The 14733-nt window shown below is 64.9% G+C and carries 16 protein-coding genes; 5 read left to right on the top strand and 11 right to left on the bottom strand.

All coding sequences use genetic code 11. The features are described 5' to 3' along the window. Positions 1 to 52: 52 nt before the first annotated feature. From GA645_RS27415 to GA645_RS27395, 5 genes are all read right to left on the bottom strand, one after another. Positions 53 to 433, bottom strand: a complete 381-nt coding sequence (locus GA645_RS27415; RefSeq protein ID WP_152227352.1) for a RidA family protein — start codon at positions 431 to 433, stop codon at positions 53 to 55. A 20-nt stretch (positions 434 to 453) separates the two neighbouring features. Beyond that, positions 454 to 2565, bottom strand: coding sequence for a bifunctional GTP diphosphokinase/guanosine-3',5'-bis pyrophosphate 3'-pyrophosphohydrolase (gene spoT, locus GA645_RS27410; RefSeq protein ID WP_152227350.1), 2112 nt, complete (start codon positions 2563 to 2565; stop codon positions 454 to 456). A 60-nt stretch (positions 2566 to 2625) separates the two neighbouring features. Next, complete coding sequence (gene rpoZ, locus GA645_RS27405) at positions 2626 to 2892, bottom strand: DNA-directed RNA polymerase subunit omega (protein WP_043256481.1); 267 nt, start codon at positions 2890 to 2892, stop codon at positions 2626 to 2628. 100 nt (positions 2893 to 2992) lie between these two features. Further along, entirely contained in the window at positions 2993 to 3604 is a 612-nt protein-coding gene (gene gmk, locus GA645_RS27400; protein ID WP_152227348.1) for a guanylate kinase, read from the bottom strand. 52 nt (positions 3605 to 3656) lie between these two features. Further along, positions 3657 to 4520, bottom strand: coding sequence for a YicC/YloC family endoribonuclease (locus GA645_RS27395; protein WP_152227346.1), 864 nt, complete (start codon positions 4518 to 4520; stop codon positions 3657 to 3659). 196 nt (positions 4521 to 4716) lie between these two features. Here GA645_RS27395 and rph point away from each other — a divergent pair, with 196 nt between their 5' ends. Both rph and GA645_RS27385 read left to right on the top strand, forming a co-directional pair. Next, a complete protein-coding gene (rph, locus tag GA645_RS27390; protein WP_152227344.1) occupies positions 4717 to 5436 on the top strand; it encodes a ribonuclease PH in 720 nt (239 codons plus the stop codon). A 46-nt stretch (positions 5437 to 5482) separates the two neighbouring features. Next, positions 5483 to 5854, top strand: coding sequence for a DUF4870 domain-containing protein (locus GA645_RS27385; RefSeq protein ID WP_152227342.1), 372 nt, complete (start codon positions 5483 to 5485; stop codon positions 5852 to 5854). 78 nt (positions 5855 to 5932) lie between these two features. On the opposite strand, the gene GA645_RS27380 is transcribed toward GA645_RS27385, so the two are convergent. Further along, the gene (locus GA645_RS27380) at positions 5933 to 6712 is read right to left on the bottom strand and encodes an exodeoxyribonuclease III (RefSeq protein ID WP_152227340.1); all 780 of its coding nucleotides are present in this window, start codon (positions 6710 to 6712) and stop codon (positions 5933 to 5935) included. Between the two features lie 81 nt (positions 6713 to 6793). On the opposite strand from GA645_RS27380, the gene pyrE reads away from it, so the two are divergent. Next, positions 6794 to 7435 (top strand): orotate phosphoribosyltransferase, encoded by a 642-nt coding sequence (gene pyrE, locus GA645_RS27375; RefSeq protein ID WP_152227338.1) that lies wholly within the window; start codon positions 6794 to 6796, stop codon positions 7433 to 7435. A 19-nt stretch (positions 7436 to 7454) separates the two neighbouring features. Then, positions 7455 to 8090: a DUF4124 domain-containing protein gene (locus GA645_RS27370; RefSeq protein WP_152227336.1), complete on the top strand. Its 636-nt coding sequence runs from the start codon at positions 7455 to 7457 to the stop codon at positions 8088 to 8090. 10 nt (positions 8091 to 8100) lie between these two features. Here the strand turns inward: GA645_RS27370 and GA645_RS27365 are convergent, their stop codons facing one another. The 5 genes from GA645_RS27365 to coaBC all read right to left on the bottom strand — a co-directional run bounded on the left by GA645_RS27365 (position 8101) and on the right by coaBC (position 13910). Next, entirely contained in the window at positions 8101 to 8547 is a 447-nt protein-coding gene (locus tag GA645_RS27365; RefSeq protein WP_152227334.1) for a thioesterase family protein, read from the bottom strand. 99 nt (positions 8548 to 8646) lie between these two features. Continuing rightward, positions 8647 to 9552 carry an acetylglutamate kinase gene (argB, locus tag GA645_RS27360; RefSeq protein WP_152227332.1) on the bottom strand — a complete coding sequence of 302 codons (906 nt, stop codon included), beginning with the start codon at positions 9550 to 9552 and terminating at the stop codon, positions 8647 to 8649. 30 nt (positions 9553 to 9582) lie between these two features. After that, on the bottom strand, positions 9583 to 12201 hold the full coding sequence (locus GA645_RS29350; protein ID WP_152227330.1) for a phosphomannomutase/phosphoglucomutase: 2619 nt from the start codon (positions 12199 to 12201) through the stop codon (positions 9583 to 9585). Positions 12202 to 12238: 37 nt separating this feature from the next. After that, positions 12239 to 12694: a dUTP diphosphatase gene (dut, locus tag GA645_RS27350; protein WP_152227328.1), complete on the bottom strand. Its 456-nt coding sequence runs from the start codon at positions 12692 to 12694 to the stop codon at positions 12239 to 12241. A gap of 7 nt (positions 12695 to 12701) precedes the next feature. Further along, entirely contained in the window at positions 12702 to 13910 is a 1209-nt protein-coding gene (coaBC, locus tag GA645_RS27345) for a bifunctional phosphopantothenoylcysteine decarboxylase/phosphopantothenate--cysteine ligase CoaBC (RefSeq protein ID WP_152227326.1), read from the bottom strand. Positions 13911 to 14052: 142 nt separating this feature from the next. Between coaBC and radC the strand changes: the two genes are divergently transcribed. Continuing rightward, on the top strand, positions 14053 to 14727 hold the full coding sequence (gene radC, locus GA645_RS27340; RefSeq protein ID WP_152227324.1) for a DNA repair protein RadC: 675 nt from the start codon (positions 14053 to 14055) through the stop codon (positions 14725 to 14727). The last annotated feature ends 6 nt before the right edge of the window (positions 14728 to 14733 follow it).

The raw sequence follows: 14733 nt of genomic DNA, 5'->3' as shown, positions 1-14733 counted from the left end.
TCCTCGCAGACAAGAGAACGGGGCCTTGAAGGCCCCGTTCGGGAGGTACGGCTTATTCCAGGACGACGATGGCGTCCATCTCGACCTGGGCGCCTTTCGGCAGCGCGGCAACGCCGATGGCGGCGCGGGCCGGGTAGGGCTGGGTGAAGTACTTGCCCATGATCTCGTTGACCTTGGCGAAGTGCGACAGGTCGGTGAGGAAGATGTTCAGCTTGGCAACGTCGTGCAGGTAGCCGCCGGAAGCTTCGATCACGGCTTTCAGGTTCTCGAAGACCTGGACGGTCTGCTCTTCGAAGCCCTCGACCAGTTCCATGGTCTGCGGGTTCAGCGGGATCTGACCGGAGACATACACGGTGTTGCCAGCCTTGATCGCCTGGGAGTAGGTGCCGATGGCGGCCGGGGCTTTGTCGGTGTGGATAACGGTCTTGGTCATGTCGACTCCTTAGGGTGGGATCAGCTGCGCATGCGGGTGATGCGGATCACGCCCTTGAGCGCGCGCAGCTTCTTGATGACGCGGGCCAGGTGCACGCGGTCGTGCACGCTGACGACCAGCTGGACCACGCTGATGCGACCATCGCGTTCGTCCATGCTGATCTTCTCGATATTGCCGTCGGCGGCGTTGACGCTGGTGGCGAGCAGGGCGATCAGACCGCGCTGGTGCTCCAGTTCGACGCGCAGTTCGACGTTGAATTCCCCGGTGACATCCTTGGCCCAGCTGAGCTGGATGCATTTTTCCGGGTTGTGACGAATCTCACTGATGTTCTTGCAGCTTTCCAGGTGCACCACCATGCCCTTGCCGGCGGACAGGTGGCCGACGATCGGGTCGCCCGGGATCGGCGTACAGCACTTGGCGTAGCTGAGCACCAGACCCTCGGTACCACGGATCGCCAGCGGACCTTCGCTGCTCGGCGCGGCGCTCTCGCCATCGCTGGACAGCAGGCGGCGCGCGACCACGTAGGCCATGCGGTTGCCCAGGCCGATCTCTTCCAGCAGGTCCTCGAAGACTTCCATGCGGTACTCGTTGAGCACGCCCTGGATGCGTTCCTGCGGGATCTTCTCCAGGTGGCTGTCGAAGCCGGCCAGGGTCTTGTTCAGCAGGCGCTCGCCGAGGCTGATCGACTCGGAACGGCGCTGCAGTTTCAGCGCATGGCGGATGTGCGTGCGTGCCTTGCCGGTGACCACGAAGTTGAGCCAGGCCGGGTTCGGCCGGGTGCCCGGCGCGGTGACGATCTCCACCGTCGCACCGCTCTGCAGCGGTTCGGACAGCGGCGCCAGGCGGCGGTTGATGCGGCAGGCGATGCAGCTGTTGCCGACGTCGGTGTGCACCGCGTAGGCGAAGTCGACCGCTGTGGAACCCTTGGGCAGCTCCATGATGCGGCCCTTGGGCGTGAAGACGTAGACCTCGTCCGGGAACAGGTCGATCTTCACGTTCTCGATGAACTCCAGCGAGTTGCCGGCGCGCTGCTGCAGTTCGAGGATGCCCTTCACCCACTGGCGGGCGCGGGCATGGGTGCCCTTGGGCGACTCGTCCTCGCTGGACTTGTAGAGCCAGTGCGCGGCGATCCCGTGGTTGGCCATCTCTTCCATCTCGCGGGTGCGGATCTGGATTTCGATGGGCACGCCGTGCATGCCGAACAGCGTGGTGTGCAACGACTGGTAGCCGTTGGCCTTGGGAATCGCGATGTAATCCTTGAAGCGGCCGGGGAACGGCTTGTACAGGTTGTGTACGGCGCCCAGCACGCGGTAGCAGGTGTCGACCTTGTCGACGATGATGCGGAAGGCGTAGACGTCCATGATCTCGTTGAACGCCTTGCGCTTGCCGCGCATCTTCTTGTAGATGCTGAACAGGTGCTTCTCGCGGCCTAGGACCTGGCCTTCCATGCCTTCGCGGGCGAGGCAGTTGACCAGCGACTCCTGGATCTTGCCGACGATTTCGCGGCGGTTGCCACGGGCCTTCTTCACTGCCTGGCGGATGCGCTCGGAGCGCATCGGGTGCATGGCCTTGAAGCCCAGGTCCTCGAATTCCACGCGCATGCTGTGCATGCCCAGCCGGTTGGCGATGGGCGCGTAGATTTCCAGGGTTTCCTTGGCGATGCGGCGGCGCTTCTCGCCCGACAGCACTTCCAGGGTGCGCATGTTGTGCAGGCGGTCGGCCAGCTTGACCAGGATCACGCGGATGTCGCGTGCCATGGCCATGGCCATCTTCTGGAAGTTCTCGGCCTGCGCCTCGGCCTTGGACTCGAAGTTCATCTGGGTCAGCTTGCTGACCCCGTCCACGAGTTCCGAGACGGTCTCGCCGAACTGCGCGGTGAGCGCTTCCTTGGCGATGCCGGTGTCCTCGATCACGTCGTGCAGCATGGCCGCCATCAGGCTCTGATGGTCCATGTGCATGTCGGCGAGGATGTTGGCGACGGCGAGCGGATGGGTGACGTAGGCTTCGCCGCTGCGGCGGCGCTGCCCGTCATGGGCCTGCTCGGCGTAGTAGTAGGCGCGGCGAACCAGGTTGACCTGGTCCGGACCTAGGTAACTCGACAGTCGGTCGGCGAATGCATCTATGCCCGGCATGAGATCACCCCCTGCCGAGCAGCGTGTCGCGGCGCGCCTTTTCGTCGGCCCGACATCGACTTACAGGGCCTCGTTGTTGGCCTCGTCTTCAAATGCAGCGAACAGCGGCTCTTCTTCAACCACGTCCTCCTGCTGAACGATTTCAGCGTCCACCAGGCCCGAGGCGATTTCGCGCAGAGCGACGACGGTGGGCTTGTCGTTTTCCCAGGCTACCTTCGGCTCTTTGCCGCCTGTGGCCAGCTGGCGAGCGCGCTTGGTGGCGAGCATGACCAGCTCGAAACGGTTATCGACGTTGTCCAGGCAGTCTTCAACGGTGACGCGGGCCATGGTGTTCCTCGTTACGAAAATGGATGCCCGGAAAATACCGGGCGGACTGAATAGTCTAAAAAATCGCCAATCTTTATGGAAGAGCCTTCGAGCTTCCCATTCAGGCCAGCAATTGTTGCAAGAGTTCGGTGTGCCGCTGTTGCTGGGCGTCCTGGCGCAGCTGGCGGGCGCGGAAGATCGCCTTGAGGTCTTCCAGCGCATGGGCGAAATCATCGTTGATCACCAGGTGATCGTACTCGACATAGTGGCTCATCTCGCTGACGGCTTCCTGCATGCGCCGCTCGATCACCTCGTCGGTGTCCTGGCCACGGTTGGTCAGGCGCTGGCGCAGGGCTTCCTGGCTTGGCGGCAGGATGAAGATCGACTGCGCCTGGGGCATCAGCCGGCGGACCTGCTGCGCGCCCTGCCAGTCGATCTCGAGGATCAGGTCGAAACCTTCCTTCAGGGTCTTCTCCACCCAGCGCTGGGAGGTGCCGTAGAGGTTATCGAAGACCTGCGCGTGTTCGAGGAACTCGTTGCGCTCGAGCATGGCCCTGAAGGTGTCGTGGCCGACGAAGTGGTAGTTCACCCCGTCCACTTCGCCCGGACGCATGCCGCGGGTGGTGTGGGAGACGGAGACGCGCACGGCGGGCATGGCGTCGAGCAGTGCCTTGACCAGGCTGGTCTTGCCGGCGCCGGACGGGGCGGAAACGATGTACAGAGTGCCGGACATGGCGCTTTCCTGGAGTTGCGGTTGACGGTTTGGTAGCCGGGAGGTGCCCGGTCTACTCGATATTCTGGACCTGTTCGCGCATCTGCTCGATCAGGACCTTGAGATTGACCGCGGCCTGGGTGGAGCGCGGGTCGAATGCCTTCGAGCCTAGCGTGTTGGCCTCCCGGTTGAGTTCCTGCATCAGGAAGTCCAGGCGGCGACCGGCTGCGCCGCCGGCCTTGAGCACGCGGCGTACTTCGGTGACGTGGGTGGTGAGGCGGTCGAGTTCTTCGGCGACGTCGCTCTTCTGCGCCAGCAGGACCATTTCCTGCTCCAGGCGCTGCGGGTCGAGCTCGGCCTTCATCTCGGTGAAGCGGTCGAGGATCTTCTGCCGCTGGTTGGCCAGCATTTCCGGCACCCGCTGGCGCAGGTTGGTCACTTCTTCCAGCATCGAAGCCAGGCGTTCGTCGATGATCTTCGAAAGCTCGGCGCCTTCACGGGCGCGGCCGGCCTTGAGGTCGTCGAGGGCCTGGTTGAACGCGGCGATGGCGGCGGCATTGAGTGCCTGCGGATCGGCGACGTCGGCTACCAGTACGCCCGGCCAGGCCAGCACGGCCAGCGGGTCGAGCGGAGCGGGCTGCTGGATCAGGCCGGCCACGGTCTCGGCGGCGGCGACCAGTTGTGCAGCGCGTTCGCGGTCCACCTGCAGCGTCTTGCTGGCGTTTTCCTCGATGAAACGCAGGGTGCATTCGACCTTGCCGCGCGACAGGCCCTGGCGCAGGGCTTCGCGCACCGTGCCTTCGAGGTCGCGGAAGGCCTCGGGCAGGCGCAGGTTGGGTTCGAGGTAGCGGTGGTTGACCGAGCGCAGCTCCCAGCTGAGGGTCCCATGGGTACCGGCCCGCTCGACGCGGGCGAAGGCGGTCATGCTGTGCACCATGGGGTTACCTCGCTGGCTGTTCGTGACTGGAAATCTGGCGCTCGCAGTCCGAAGAAAATGGGCCGACAGGTCGTCGGAAACCGGCAATTGTACCCCAGCGCGGCGCGCAGCCGCACTCCGGCGGTGGTTGCGTCCGTCCGCTGGCCTCTATAATGGCGGTCATTCCCCCGCCAGCAACTCTGTACAGGATGCCTGCATGAACCGTCCCAGTGGCCGCGCCGCCGACCAACTGCGCCCGATCCGTATCACCCGCCATTACACCAAGCATGCCGAGGGCTCCGTGCTGGTCGAGTTCGGCGATACCAAGGTGATCTGCACCGTCAGCGCCGAATCCGGTGTACCGCGCTTCCTCAAGGGCCAGGGCCAGGGCTGGCTGACCGCCGAGTACGGCATGCTGCCGCGCTCCACCGGTGAGCGAAACCAGCGTGAAGCCGCGCGCGGCAAGCAGGGTGGCCGCACCCTGGAAATCCAGCGCCTGATCGGCCGTTCCCTGCGCGCCGCGCTGGACCTGACCAAGCTGGGCGAGAACACCCTGTACATCGACTGCGATGTGATCCAGGCCGACGGTGGCACCCGCACCGCCTCGATCACCGGCGCCACCGTGGCGCTGATCGACGCGCTGGCCGTGCTGAAGAAGCGCGGTGCGCTCAAGGGCAACCCGCTCAAGCAGATGGTTGCCGCGGTTTCCGTGGGCATGTACCAGGGCGAGCCGGTGCTGGACCTGGACTACCTGGAAGACTCCGCCGCCGAGACCGACCTGAACGTGGTCATGACCGATGCCGGCGGCTTCATCGAAGTCCAGGGCACCGCCGAGGGCGTACCCTTCCAGCCGGCCGAGCTGAATGCCATGCTGGAGCTGGCGCAGCAGGGCCTGCGCGAACTGTTCGAACTGCAGCGCGCCGCACTGGCCGACTGAGCAGATGAGCGGCGCCGGCCCGATCTTCAAGTGCAAGGAGGAGAGGATGAGCGACGAACTGCCGATGCAACACAGCGAACCGGGCCGCGAAGCCCGGCAATGGGCGATGTTCTGCCATTTCGCCGCATTCCTGTGCTTCGTCTTCCCCTTTGGCAACCTGATCGGGCCGCTGATCGTCTGGCAGATCAAGCGCGAGTCGGACCCGTTCGTCGACCGGCAGGGCAAGGAGGCGATGAACTTCCAGATCACCGTGAGCCTGGCGATTGTGATCAGCTGCCTGCTGATGCTGGTGGTGATCGGCTTCTTCCTGCTGGGCCTGGTGAGCATCGGTGCGCTGGTGCTGACCATCATTGCCGGGATCAAGGCCAATGAAGGGGTGGAATACCGCTATCCCTTCACCTGGCGACCGATCAAGTGACCGTCCTGCGGACATGAAAAAGCCGGCTCGAAGCCGGCTTTTTTCTGGCTGCAGCAAATGCAGGGTACGAGATGGGCGTCAGATGCTCAGTGCCCAGTCGTAGTCCACGATCAGCGGCGCATGCTGGGAGAAGCGCGGCTGGCGCGGCAGCTTGGCGCTGCGCACGAAGCGGCGTAGACCCGGCGTGAGGATCTGATAGTCGAAACGCCAGCCCAGATTGAGCAGATCAGCCTGTTCGCTGTCCGGCCACCAGCTGTACTGGTCGCCTTCGCGATTGACCTCGCGCAGCGCGTCGACATACCCCATGGTGCCGAACACTTCATCCATCCAGCCACGCTCCGGCGCCATGAAGCCGGGCATCTGCTGGCATTCGCGCCAGTTCTTCACATCCAGCTTCTGGTGCGCGACGTAGAGCGAACCGCAATAGATGTATTCGCGGCGCTTGCGGCGCTGCTTGTTCAGGTACTGGGCGAAATCGTCCATGAACTTGAACTTGTGGTTCAGGTTCTCGTCCCCTTCCTGCCCGGTAGGCAGCAGGAGAGTGGCAATACTCACCTTATCGAAATCGGCTTGCAGGTAGCGCCCGTAACGATCGGCCATCTCGAAACCCAGCCCGCTTATGACGGCCTTGGGTTGCAGACGGCTATAGATTGCGACGCCACCCTGACTGGGCACTTCGGCATCGCAGGCGTACAGGAAGTAGCCATCCAGTTGGTAGGATGGGTCATCCAGATCGAAAGCGGAGGCGCGGGTATCCTGCAAGCAGATCACGTCGGCATTCTGGGCTTGCAGCCAACTGAGCAATCCACGCTCGGCTGCAGCCTGAATACCATTCACGTTCACACTGATGATCCGCATAAATGGCCCCCAAAATCACGTGTGTGTATGATACCCGAGCTCAAACGGTTTAGCTAAATTCATACCGGCTGGTTCTCTCCTATGCAGGCATATCAACGCGATTTCATCCGCTTCGCTATCGAGCGCGGCGTACTGCGCTTCGGCGAATTCACCCTCAAGTCCGGGCGCACCAGTCCCTATTTCTTCAACGCCGGCCTGTTCAACACGGGTGTGGCGCTGGCCCAGTTGGGGCGTTTCTACGCCAGCGCGGTGGTCGACAGCGGCATCTCCTTCGATGTGCTGTTTGGCCCCGCCTACAAAGGCATTCCGCTGGCGGCCGCCACCGCCATTGCGCTGGCCGAACAACACGGCCGCGACCTGCCTTGGTGCTTCAACCGCAAGGAAGCCAAGGATCATGGCGAGGGCGGCACCCTGGTCGGCGCTCCGCTGACCGGTCGTGCGCTGATCATCGATGACGTGATCACCGCCGGCACCGCCATCCGCGAAGTCATGCAGATCATCGACGCACAGGGCGCCCAGGCGGCTGGCGTACTGATCGCGCTGAACCGCCAGGAACGCGGCAAGGGCGAGCTGTCGGCAATCCAGGAGGTCGAGCGCGATTTTTCGATTCCGGTCGTCAGCATTGTGTCGCTGGAGCAAGTACTGGAATATCTTGCCGGTGATGCACAGCTGAAACAGCACCTGAGCGCCGTCGAGGCGTATCGCGCGCAGTACGGAATCTAACCGCAACAAGGTGTCGGGCATGGCCGAGCAGAACGCTTTGCGCTACAGGGTATTGATGGGGCTTCTGGGGGCCATGCTTGCGGGCCAGGCGCTGGCTGCCGGAAAACCAGGTAATCCTGCCGCCGGCTCGGTCGAGATGTACCGCTACGTCGACAGCAAGGGCGGGGTCGTCATCGACCGCCAGGGCGTGCCGCCGGAGTACATCGGCAAAGGCTACGAAGTGCTCAACGAGCAAGGGCGGGTGATTCGCGTGGTGCCGCCGGCGCCAACGGCCGCCGAGATCGAGCAGCACAAGGCCGATGCCGCGCGCGCCAGCTCCGACGCGCAGTTGTTGCGCCTGTACACCAGCGTGAGTGACGTGGAGCTCGCGCGTGACCGCAAGCTGGCGGAACTGGACGCCATGGCCAGCGTATCGAAGGGCAACCTGCAGGCGCTCAAGTCACAGCAGGCCACCTTACAGTCGCGGGCCGCCGACCAGGAGCGTGCGGGTCGCCAGGTCTCGGCCGATCTCGAGGCTCAGCTGTCCGACCTGCGCGATCAGGAGAAGCGCCTGGACCAGGACATCGACCGCTTTGCGCAACTGCGTCAGCAGGCCGCTGCGAGCTTCGCGGCCGATCGTGCGCGCCTGGCGCAATTGCTCGGCGCTTCCCACTGAGCCTTGTGGTTCACTGCTCCGGCGTACGCCGTTCGAATTCGTTGATCTTCCCGCGCAGCCAGTCCGGAAGGGGCTGGCTGGTGCGGTCCTCGCCGGCATAGGCGTAGATCAGCTCCCCCAGCGTGAGCAATTGCTCGTCGCACCAGATACCCACCTGGAACGTCAGGCTGCTGCGACCCAGGCGACTCACCCGCACGCCCATCTCCAGCCAGTCGTCGAAGTGCGCTGGCGCCAGGTACTCCAGGGTGGTTTTCACCGCGAACAGATCGCCGCCACCGCGCAGCAGGTCGGCCGGGTAGCTCACGCCCAGATGGCGGTAATACTCGGTCGTGGCGACATCGGTGTAGGTGAGGTAATTGCCGTTGAAGACGATCCCTTGCGGATCGACCTCCGACCAGCGCACGCGCAGGCCGTGGAAGAAACTGAAATCGTTGCGGGCGACGGGAGACGCGGCCATGCGGAACTCCTTGAGAGCCTGTTCGGATTGGTCTTCTGCGAGATCTTGAACAGGCCTTGGAAATACACCCGCGAGGATTGCTCCTGGCGGGTGTCTTGATCAGTGGTGCTTGCGGTTGGTGATCAGGGTGCCGACGCCGCTGTCGGTGAAGATCTCCAGCAGCACGGCGTTGGGCACGCGACCATCGATGATGTGCGCACTGGTCACCCCGCCCTGGACAGCCTCCAGGGCGCAACGGATCTTCGGCAGCATGCCGCCGTAGATGGTGCCGTCGGCGATCAGCTCATTGACCTGCTCGGTGGTCAGGCCGGTGAGGACCTGGCCCTGCTTGTCCATCAGGCCGGCGATGTTGGTGAGCAGCATCAGCTTCTCGGCCTTCAGCGCCTCGGCCACCTTGCCGGCCACGAGGTCGGCGTTGATGTTGTAGGACTCGCCGTTGGCACCCACGCCGATCGGCGCGATCACCGGGATGAAGTCGCCCTGCACCAGCATGTTGAGCAGGTCGACGTTGACCCCGGTGACTTCGCCCACGTGGCCGATGTCGATGATCTCCGGAGTGGTCATCTCCGGGGTCTGGCGGGTGACGGTGAGCTTCTTCGCGCGGATCAGCTCGGCGTCCTTGCCGGTCAGGCCGATGGCGCTGCCGCCATGACGGTTGATCAGGTTGACGATGTCCTTGTTCACCTGGCCGCCGAGGACCATTTCCACCACGTCCATGGTCTGGGCGTCGGTGACGCGCATGCCATCGATGAAGTGGCTCTCGATCGACAGGCGCTTGAGCAGGTCGCCGATCTGCGGGCCGCCACCATGAACCACGACCGGGTTGATGCCGACGGCCTTCATCAGCACCACGTCGCGGGCGAAGCTGTTCTTCAGCTCGTCCGTTTCCATGGCGTTGCCGCCGTACTTGATCACCAGCGTCTTGCCGACGAACCGGCGGATATAGGGCAGGGCTTCGGCAAGGACGCGGGCAACCTGGGCGGCGTCATCGCGGCTCTGGGTCATGGTGGGCTCCGGCATAGTGCTACTTGAAGGTCAGAAGGGCAGGCTGAGGGCGGGGTCGACCGCTTTCAGCTGGGTGCGGAACACGTCCTTGATGCGTTCCAGTTCTTCCTGGGTGTCCGCCTCGAATCGCAGCACCAGCACCGGAGTGGTGTTGGAGGCGCGAACCAGGCCCCAGCCTTTGGGGTAATCCACACGCACGCCGTCGAGGGTGGTGAGGTTGGCTTCACCCCACTGTCCGCGGGCCTGCAGCGCCTCGATCAGGGCGAACTTGCCCTCGTCGGTGACGGTGATGTTGATTTCCGGGGTGGAAATGTCCATCGGGAACGCGGCGAACACCAGCTCGGCATTGCGCTTGTCCTGGCTGATGATTTCCAGCAGGCGCGCGGCGCTGTAGATGCCGTCGTCGAAGCCGAACCAGCGCTCCTTGAAGAAGATGTGGCCGCTCATCTCGCCAGCGAGCAGGGCGCCGGTTTCCTTCATCTTCTTCTTGATCAGCGAGTGACCGGTCTTCCACATCACCGGACGACCGCCGTAGCCGCTGATCAGGGAGATCAGGCGACGGGTGCATTTCACGTCGAAGATGATGTCGGCGCCAGGGTTACGCGAAACCACGTCCTTGGCGAACAGCATCAGCAGGCGGTCGGGGTAGATGATGGTGCCTTCGTTGGTCACCACGCCCACGCGGTCGCCGTCGCCGTCGAAGGCCAGGCCGATGTCGGCGCCGGTTTCCTTGACCTTGGCGATCAGGTCTTCCAGGTTCTCCGGCTTGCCCGGGTCCGGGTGGTGGTTGGGGAAGGTGCCGTCGACGTCGCAGTACAGCGGGATGACGGTGCAACCCAGGGCTTCGATCAGCTGCGGGGCGATCACGCCGGCCACGCCGTTACCGCAATCCACCACCACTTTCAGCGGTTTGGCCACGGCGATGTCGTCGCGGATCTGCTGGAAGTAGCGCGGCAGGATGTCGATCTGTTGCACGCTGCCCACGCCGGAGGCCAGGTCGTTCTTCTCGATGCGCTCGCGCAGGGCCTGGATCTGTTCGTTGGCCAGGGTCTCGCCGGCGACGACGATCTTGAAGCCGTTGTAGTCCGGCGGGTTGTGGCTGCCGGTGAGCATCACGCCCGACTTGCCTTCCAGGACGTTGGCCGCGTAGTACAGCACCGGGGTCGGTACCATGCCGATGTCGGTGACGTTGCAACCGCAATCGAGCAGGCCCTGGATCAGGTGCTGCACCAGCTCTGGGCCGGACAGGCGGCCATCACGGCCGACGCTGACGTTCGGTTCGCCGCGCGCCAGGCTCTCGGAACCGATGGCGCGACCCACCCAGTAGGCGGTCTCGACGGTCAGGGTGTCGCCGACCACGCCGCGAATATCGTAGGCGCGGAAGATGCTGGCGGGCAGTTGCGGGGCTTTAGGCGTGCTCATAGCGGGGGTTTGCTCCAATCCCAGGAGGTCCTGGTCTTCATCAAGAATGTCGATATCCAGAGTGTCGCTGTTCTGGAACAACGGATCGACCAATGGCGTCTCGGTGGCAGCCCGGGCGCGTCCCTCGGCGGCCACGGGGGCCGATTGGGCGGGAGCGTCGGGGCTGCTGGCACCGGGGGTTTCGGCCTTGCGGCGTGGTTGGCGGGCCAGCGCCTGAGCCACTGCCTGCAAGCTCGGCAGGCTCAGCTCAGGAGCTTTGGCAATGCGCCCGCCGGCGAGTTCCTGAGCGAACTGGCCGAGCGTCTGGGCGTCCTTGTTGACGCGGCGCTGCAGGCCGCTCTGCGCGAGGTAGGCGCCGAGCAGCGAGCCGGCCAGGGCCAGCAGGGCGGCCAGGCCCAGCAGAGTGGGGGAATACAGCGGGGCAACCAGGGCCGGGCCTGCAGTAAAGCTGAGCTTCCAGTTCGGGTTACCGCTATTGAGCGGCTGCGCCGTGGCGTTGGTCGCCTGGCCAGATTGCAGCAGCACCTGGGCGGGTGAGGTGCCGAACTGCTGGGCGAGCTGCAGTTGCCCGACATCGGCGGGCATCGTCGGCAGGCCATTGAGCAGACGCTTGAGATCGACCACCAGCAGCAGGCTGCCCTGGATCGAGTTGTCCGCGGCGCGCAGTGCGGTGGCGCTGTACACCAGCCAGCGCTGGCCGACCTTGTACGCCTCCGGTGCGACGACCTGGCCACTTTCGACACGGTGCAGCATATCCAGCGCCGCGTAGTTGAGCGGGCCGGGACGCTGCGCATCCTGCATGGCCTGGCCATTGGCGTTCAGGTGCACATCCACCAGGCCGTCCAGGTGCCACTGTGCGAGGGCTTTCTCCAGGGCGGCGATACGGCCGGGGTCGTTGCTCTGCAGGGTCGGCAGCAGTTCCGGATCGCCAGCGATGGTGCGATTGTCGGCGGACAGCTGATTGAGTGACTGGCGCAGGGCGCCGGCCTGGTTTTCCGACCAGGCGCTGGCCAATTGCTCGCGGTGGACCTGCTCGGCGCTGCCGAACAGGCTCAGCCAGAGCAGGGCGCCTGCGGCGGCGACACCGGCAGCGGCCACGGCAATCGCGGGCACCAGGGGCTTCAGGTCGATCTTCGTGGCGGAAGGCACGCGCTTGCTGGCCTTGCCTGCCGGAACGAGCTCCGACAGGTCACCTGCGTCCTTGGCGGTGCGTTGGAAAAGTTTCATGCAACGTCTCCTCGGCGATTCATCCTGAAGTGAGCGATCAGTGGCTGCCCGAATGTCCGAAACCACCGGCGCCGCGCTGGGTTTCGTCGAAGGTCTCGACCAGCTCGAAATGCGCCTGGACCACCGGCACCAGCACCAGCTGGGCGATGCGTTCGCCGACTGCGATGTTGAATGCGGTCTGGCCACGGTTCCAGCAGGACACCATCAGCTCGCCCTGGTAATCCGAGTCGATCAGGCCGACCAGGTTGCCCAGCACGATGCCGTGCTTATGGCCCAGGCCCGAGCGCGGCAGGATCAGCGCGGCAAGACCCGGGTCGGCGACATAGATCGACAGGCCAGTGGGGATCAGCACGGTCTGGCCCGGTTCGAGGAGCAGGTCCTCCTTGAGCATGGCGCGCAGGTCGAGGCCGGCGGAACCCGGGGTGGCGTACTGCGGCAGCGGGAATTCACTGCCCAGGCGGGAGTCGAGGATCTTGGCTTGCAGAGAGTGCATTAAGTTCTCAGTGTTGTCTGGTGCGGTCAGCGATGAAGGCGATCAGCTGGCGGGCGATCTTGCCCTTGCTGGTCTGGGCGAACGCAGTTTCGTGCAGCTCGCGGTCGATGACCGTGATGGCGTTCTCTTCACTGTTGAAGCCGATCGACGGGTTCGCCACGTCATTGGCCACGATCAGGTCGAGATTCTTGTCCTTGAGCTTGCGCGAGGCGTACTCGAGCAGGTTCTCGGTCTCGGCGGCGAAGCCGACGCTGAAGGGGCGGTCGCTGCGCTGCGCGAGGGTGGCGAGGATGTCCGGGTTGCGCACCAGCTGCAACAGCAGTCCGTCGCCCTTGGTGGGGTCTTTCTTGAGCTTCTGCGAGGCGACCACTTCCGGGCGGTAGTCGGCCACGGCAGCGGCGGCGATCAGGATATCCGCTGGCATCGCGGCTTCGCAGGCGGCGAGCATGTCGCGGGCGCTGACCACGTCGACGCGGTTGACCCGGTCCGGGGTCGGCAGGTGCACCGGGCCGGTCACCAGGGTGACGCGCGCGCCGGCCTCGGCCGCGGCTTCGGCCAGGGCGAAGCCCATCTTGCCGGAGCTGTGGTTGGTGATGTAGCGCACCGGGTCGATATTTTCCTGGGTGGGCCCGGCGGTGATCAGCACGTGCTGGCCGGTCAGGTCCTTGAATTCGAAGCAGTCTGCGGCCAGTTGCGCCAGCTCCTCGGCTTCCAGCATGCGGCCGGGGCCGACATCGCCGCAGGCCTGGCTGCCGGCGGCGGGGCCGAACAGGTGCAGGCCGCGCGAGCGCAGCAGTTCGGCGTTGACCTGGGTGGCCGGGTCGCGCCACATGGCCTGGTTCATGGCCGGGGCGAGGGCGATCTGCGCATCGGTGGCGAGCACCAGGGTGGTCAGCAGGTCGTTGGCGATGCCTTGGGCCAGGCGTGCCATCAGGTCGGCGGTGGCCGGGGCGATTAGCACCAGGTCGGCCCAGCGGGCCAGCTCGATGTGGCCCATGGCCGCTTCGGCGGCGGGGTCGAGCAGGTCCAGGTGCACCGGATGGCCGGACAGCGCCTGAAGAGTGAGCGGGGTGATGAACTCGCGGCCGCCCTGGGTCATCACGACACGCACCTCGGCACCCTGGTCGCGCAGGCGGCGAACCAGTTCGGCGCTCTTGTAGGCTGCGATACCGCCGCCGACGCCCAGGACGATGCGTTTACGATAGAGCCGCTGCATAGGTCAGCCTTGATTTACGGAAATGGATGACGCGCGCTGAAGCCGGCAACGCCTCCCCAGGCCCCCGGCTGCGCGAAGCGAGGAGGGTAAGATATCACAGCGCCCGCAGGGGAACAGCGGGCTGGCGTGACTGGGAGGTCCTGTGAGTATTCGTGATTGGCCCGCGGCGGAGCGCCCGCGGGAGAAACTCCTCGAACGAGGGGCGGCGAGCCTGAGCGACGCCGAACTGTTGGCCATCTTCCTGCGTACCGGCGTGGTCGGTTGCAGTGCCGTCGATCTGGCGCGACGGCTGCTGGGCGAGTTCGGCAGCCTGCGTGCGTTACTGGAAGCCGATCTGGATTCCTTCTGCAGCCACCTGGGGCTGGGCGTCGCCAAGTACGTGCAACTGCAGGCGGTACTGGAGATCGCCCGGCGCCACCTCGCCGAGCAGCTGAGCCGCGACTCAGCGCTGGAAAGCCCGCAGGCGGTGCGCGATTTCCTCAAGGCGCGGCTGCGCCACGAGCCCCACGAGGTGTTCGCCTGCCTGTTCATGGACAACCGACACCGGGTGCTGAGCTTCGAGGTGCTGTTCCACGGCTCCATCGACAGCGCCAGCGTCTATCCTCGGCAGATCGTGAAGCGCGCGCTGGCGCACAATGCCGCGGCGCTGATCCTCACCCACAACCATCCCTCGGGGATCGCCGAGCCGAGCCAGTCCGACCGCCTGCTGACCCGGCGCATCATCGATGCGCTGGCGCTGATCGACGTGCGCGTGCTCGACCACTTCATCGTCGGCGATGGCGAGCCGCTGTCGATGGCCGAGTACGGCTGGCTGTAGCCGTCG

This window comes from Pseudomonas sp. SCB32, from assembly GCF_009189165.1.
Lineage (GTDB): Bacteria > Pseudomonadota > Gammaproteobacteria > Pseudomonadales > Pseudomonadaceae > Pseudomonas.
This window is presented reverse-complemented; position numbering and strand designations above follow the sequence as displayed.

Excerpts from the sequence above, each read along its gene's own strand:
- coaBC (WP_152227326.1), bottom strand. The coding sequence starts at position 13,910 with ATGCAGCGGCTCTATCGTAAACGCATCGTCCTGGGCGTCGGCGGCGGT.
- rpoZ (WP_043256481.1), bottom strand. The coding sequence starts at position 2,892 with ATGGCCCGCGTCACCGTTGAAGACTGCCTGGACAACGTCGATAACCGT.
- GA645_RS27365 (WP_152227334.1), bottom strand. The coding sequence starts at position 8,547 with ATGGCCGCGTCTCCCGTCGCCCGCAACGATTTCAGTTTCTTCCACGGC.
- gmk (WP_152227348.1), bottom strand. The coding sequence starts at position 3,604 with ATGTCCGGCACTCTGTACATCGTTTCCGCCCCGTCCGGCGCCGGCAAG.
- argB (WP_152227332.1), bottom strand. The coding sequence starts at position 9,552 with ATGACCCAGAGCCGCGATGACGCCGCCCAGGTTGCCCGCGTCCTTGCC.
- spoT (WP_152227350.1), bottom strand. The coding sequence starts at position 2,565 with ATGCCGGGCATAGATGCATTCGCCGACCGACTGTCGAGTTACCTAGGT.
- GA645_RS27380 (WP_152227340.1), bottom strand. The coding sequence starts at position 6,712 with ATGCGGATCATCAGTGTGAACGTGAATGGTATTCAGGCTGCAGCCGAG.
- GA645_RS27370 (WP_152227336.1), top strand. The coding sequence starts at position 7,455 with ATGGCCGAGCAGAACGCTTTGCGCTACAGGGTATTGATGGGGCTTCTG.
- GA645_RS29350 (WP_152227330.1), bottom strand. The coding sequence starts at position 12,201 with ATGAAACTTTTCCAACGCACCGCCAAGGACGCAGGTGACCTGTCGGAG.
- dut (WP_152227328.1), bottom strand. The coding sequence starts at position 12,694 with ATGCACTCTCTGCAAGCCAAGATCCTCGACTCCCGCCTGGGCAGTGAA.
- GA645_RS27395 (WP_152227346.1), bottom strand. The coding sequence starts at position 4,520 with ATGGTGCACAGCATGACCGCCTTCGCCCGCGTCGAGCGGGCCGGTACC.
- GA645_RS27385 (WP_152227342.1), top strand. The coding sequence starts at position 5,483 with ATGAGCGACGAACTGCCGATGCAACACAGCGAACCGGGCCGCGAAGCC.
- pyrE (WP_152227338.1), top strand. The coding sequence starts at position 6,794 with ATGCAGGCATATCAACGCGATTTCATCCGCTTCGCTATCGAGCGCGGC.
- GA645_RS27415 (WP_152227352.1), bottom strand. The coding sequence starts at position 433 with ATGACCAAGACCGTTATCCACACCGACAAAGCCCCGGCCGCCATCGGC.
- rph (WP_152227344.1), top strand. The coding sequence starts at position 4,717 with ATGAACCGTCCCAGTGGCCGCGCCGCCGACCAACTGCGCCCGATCCGT.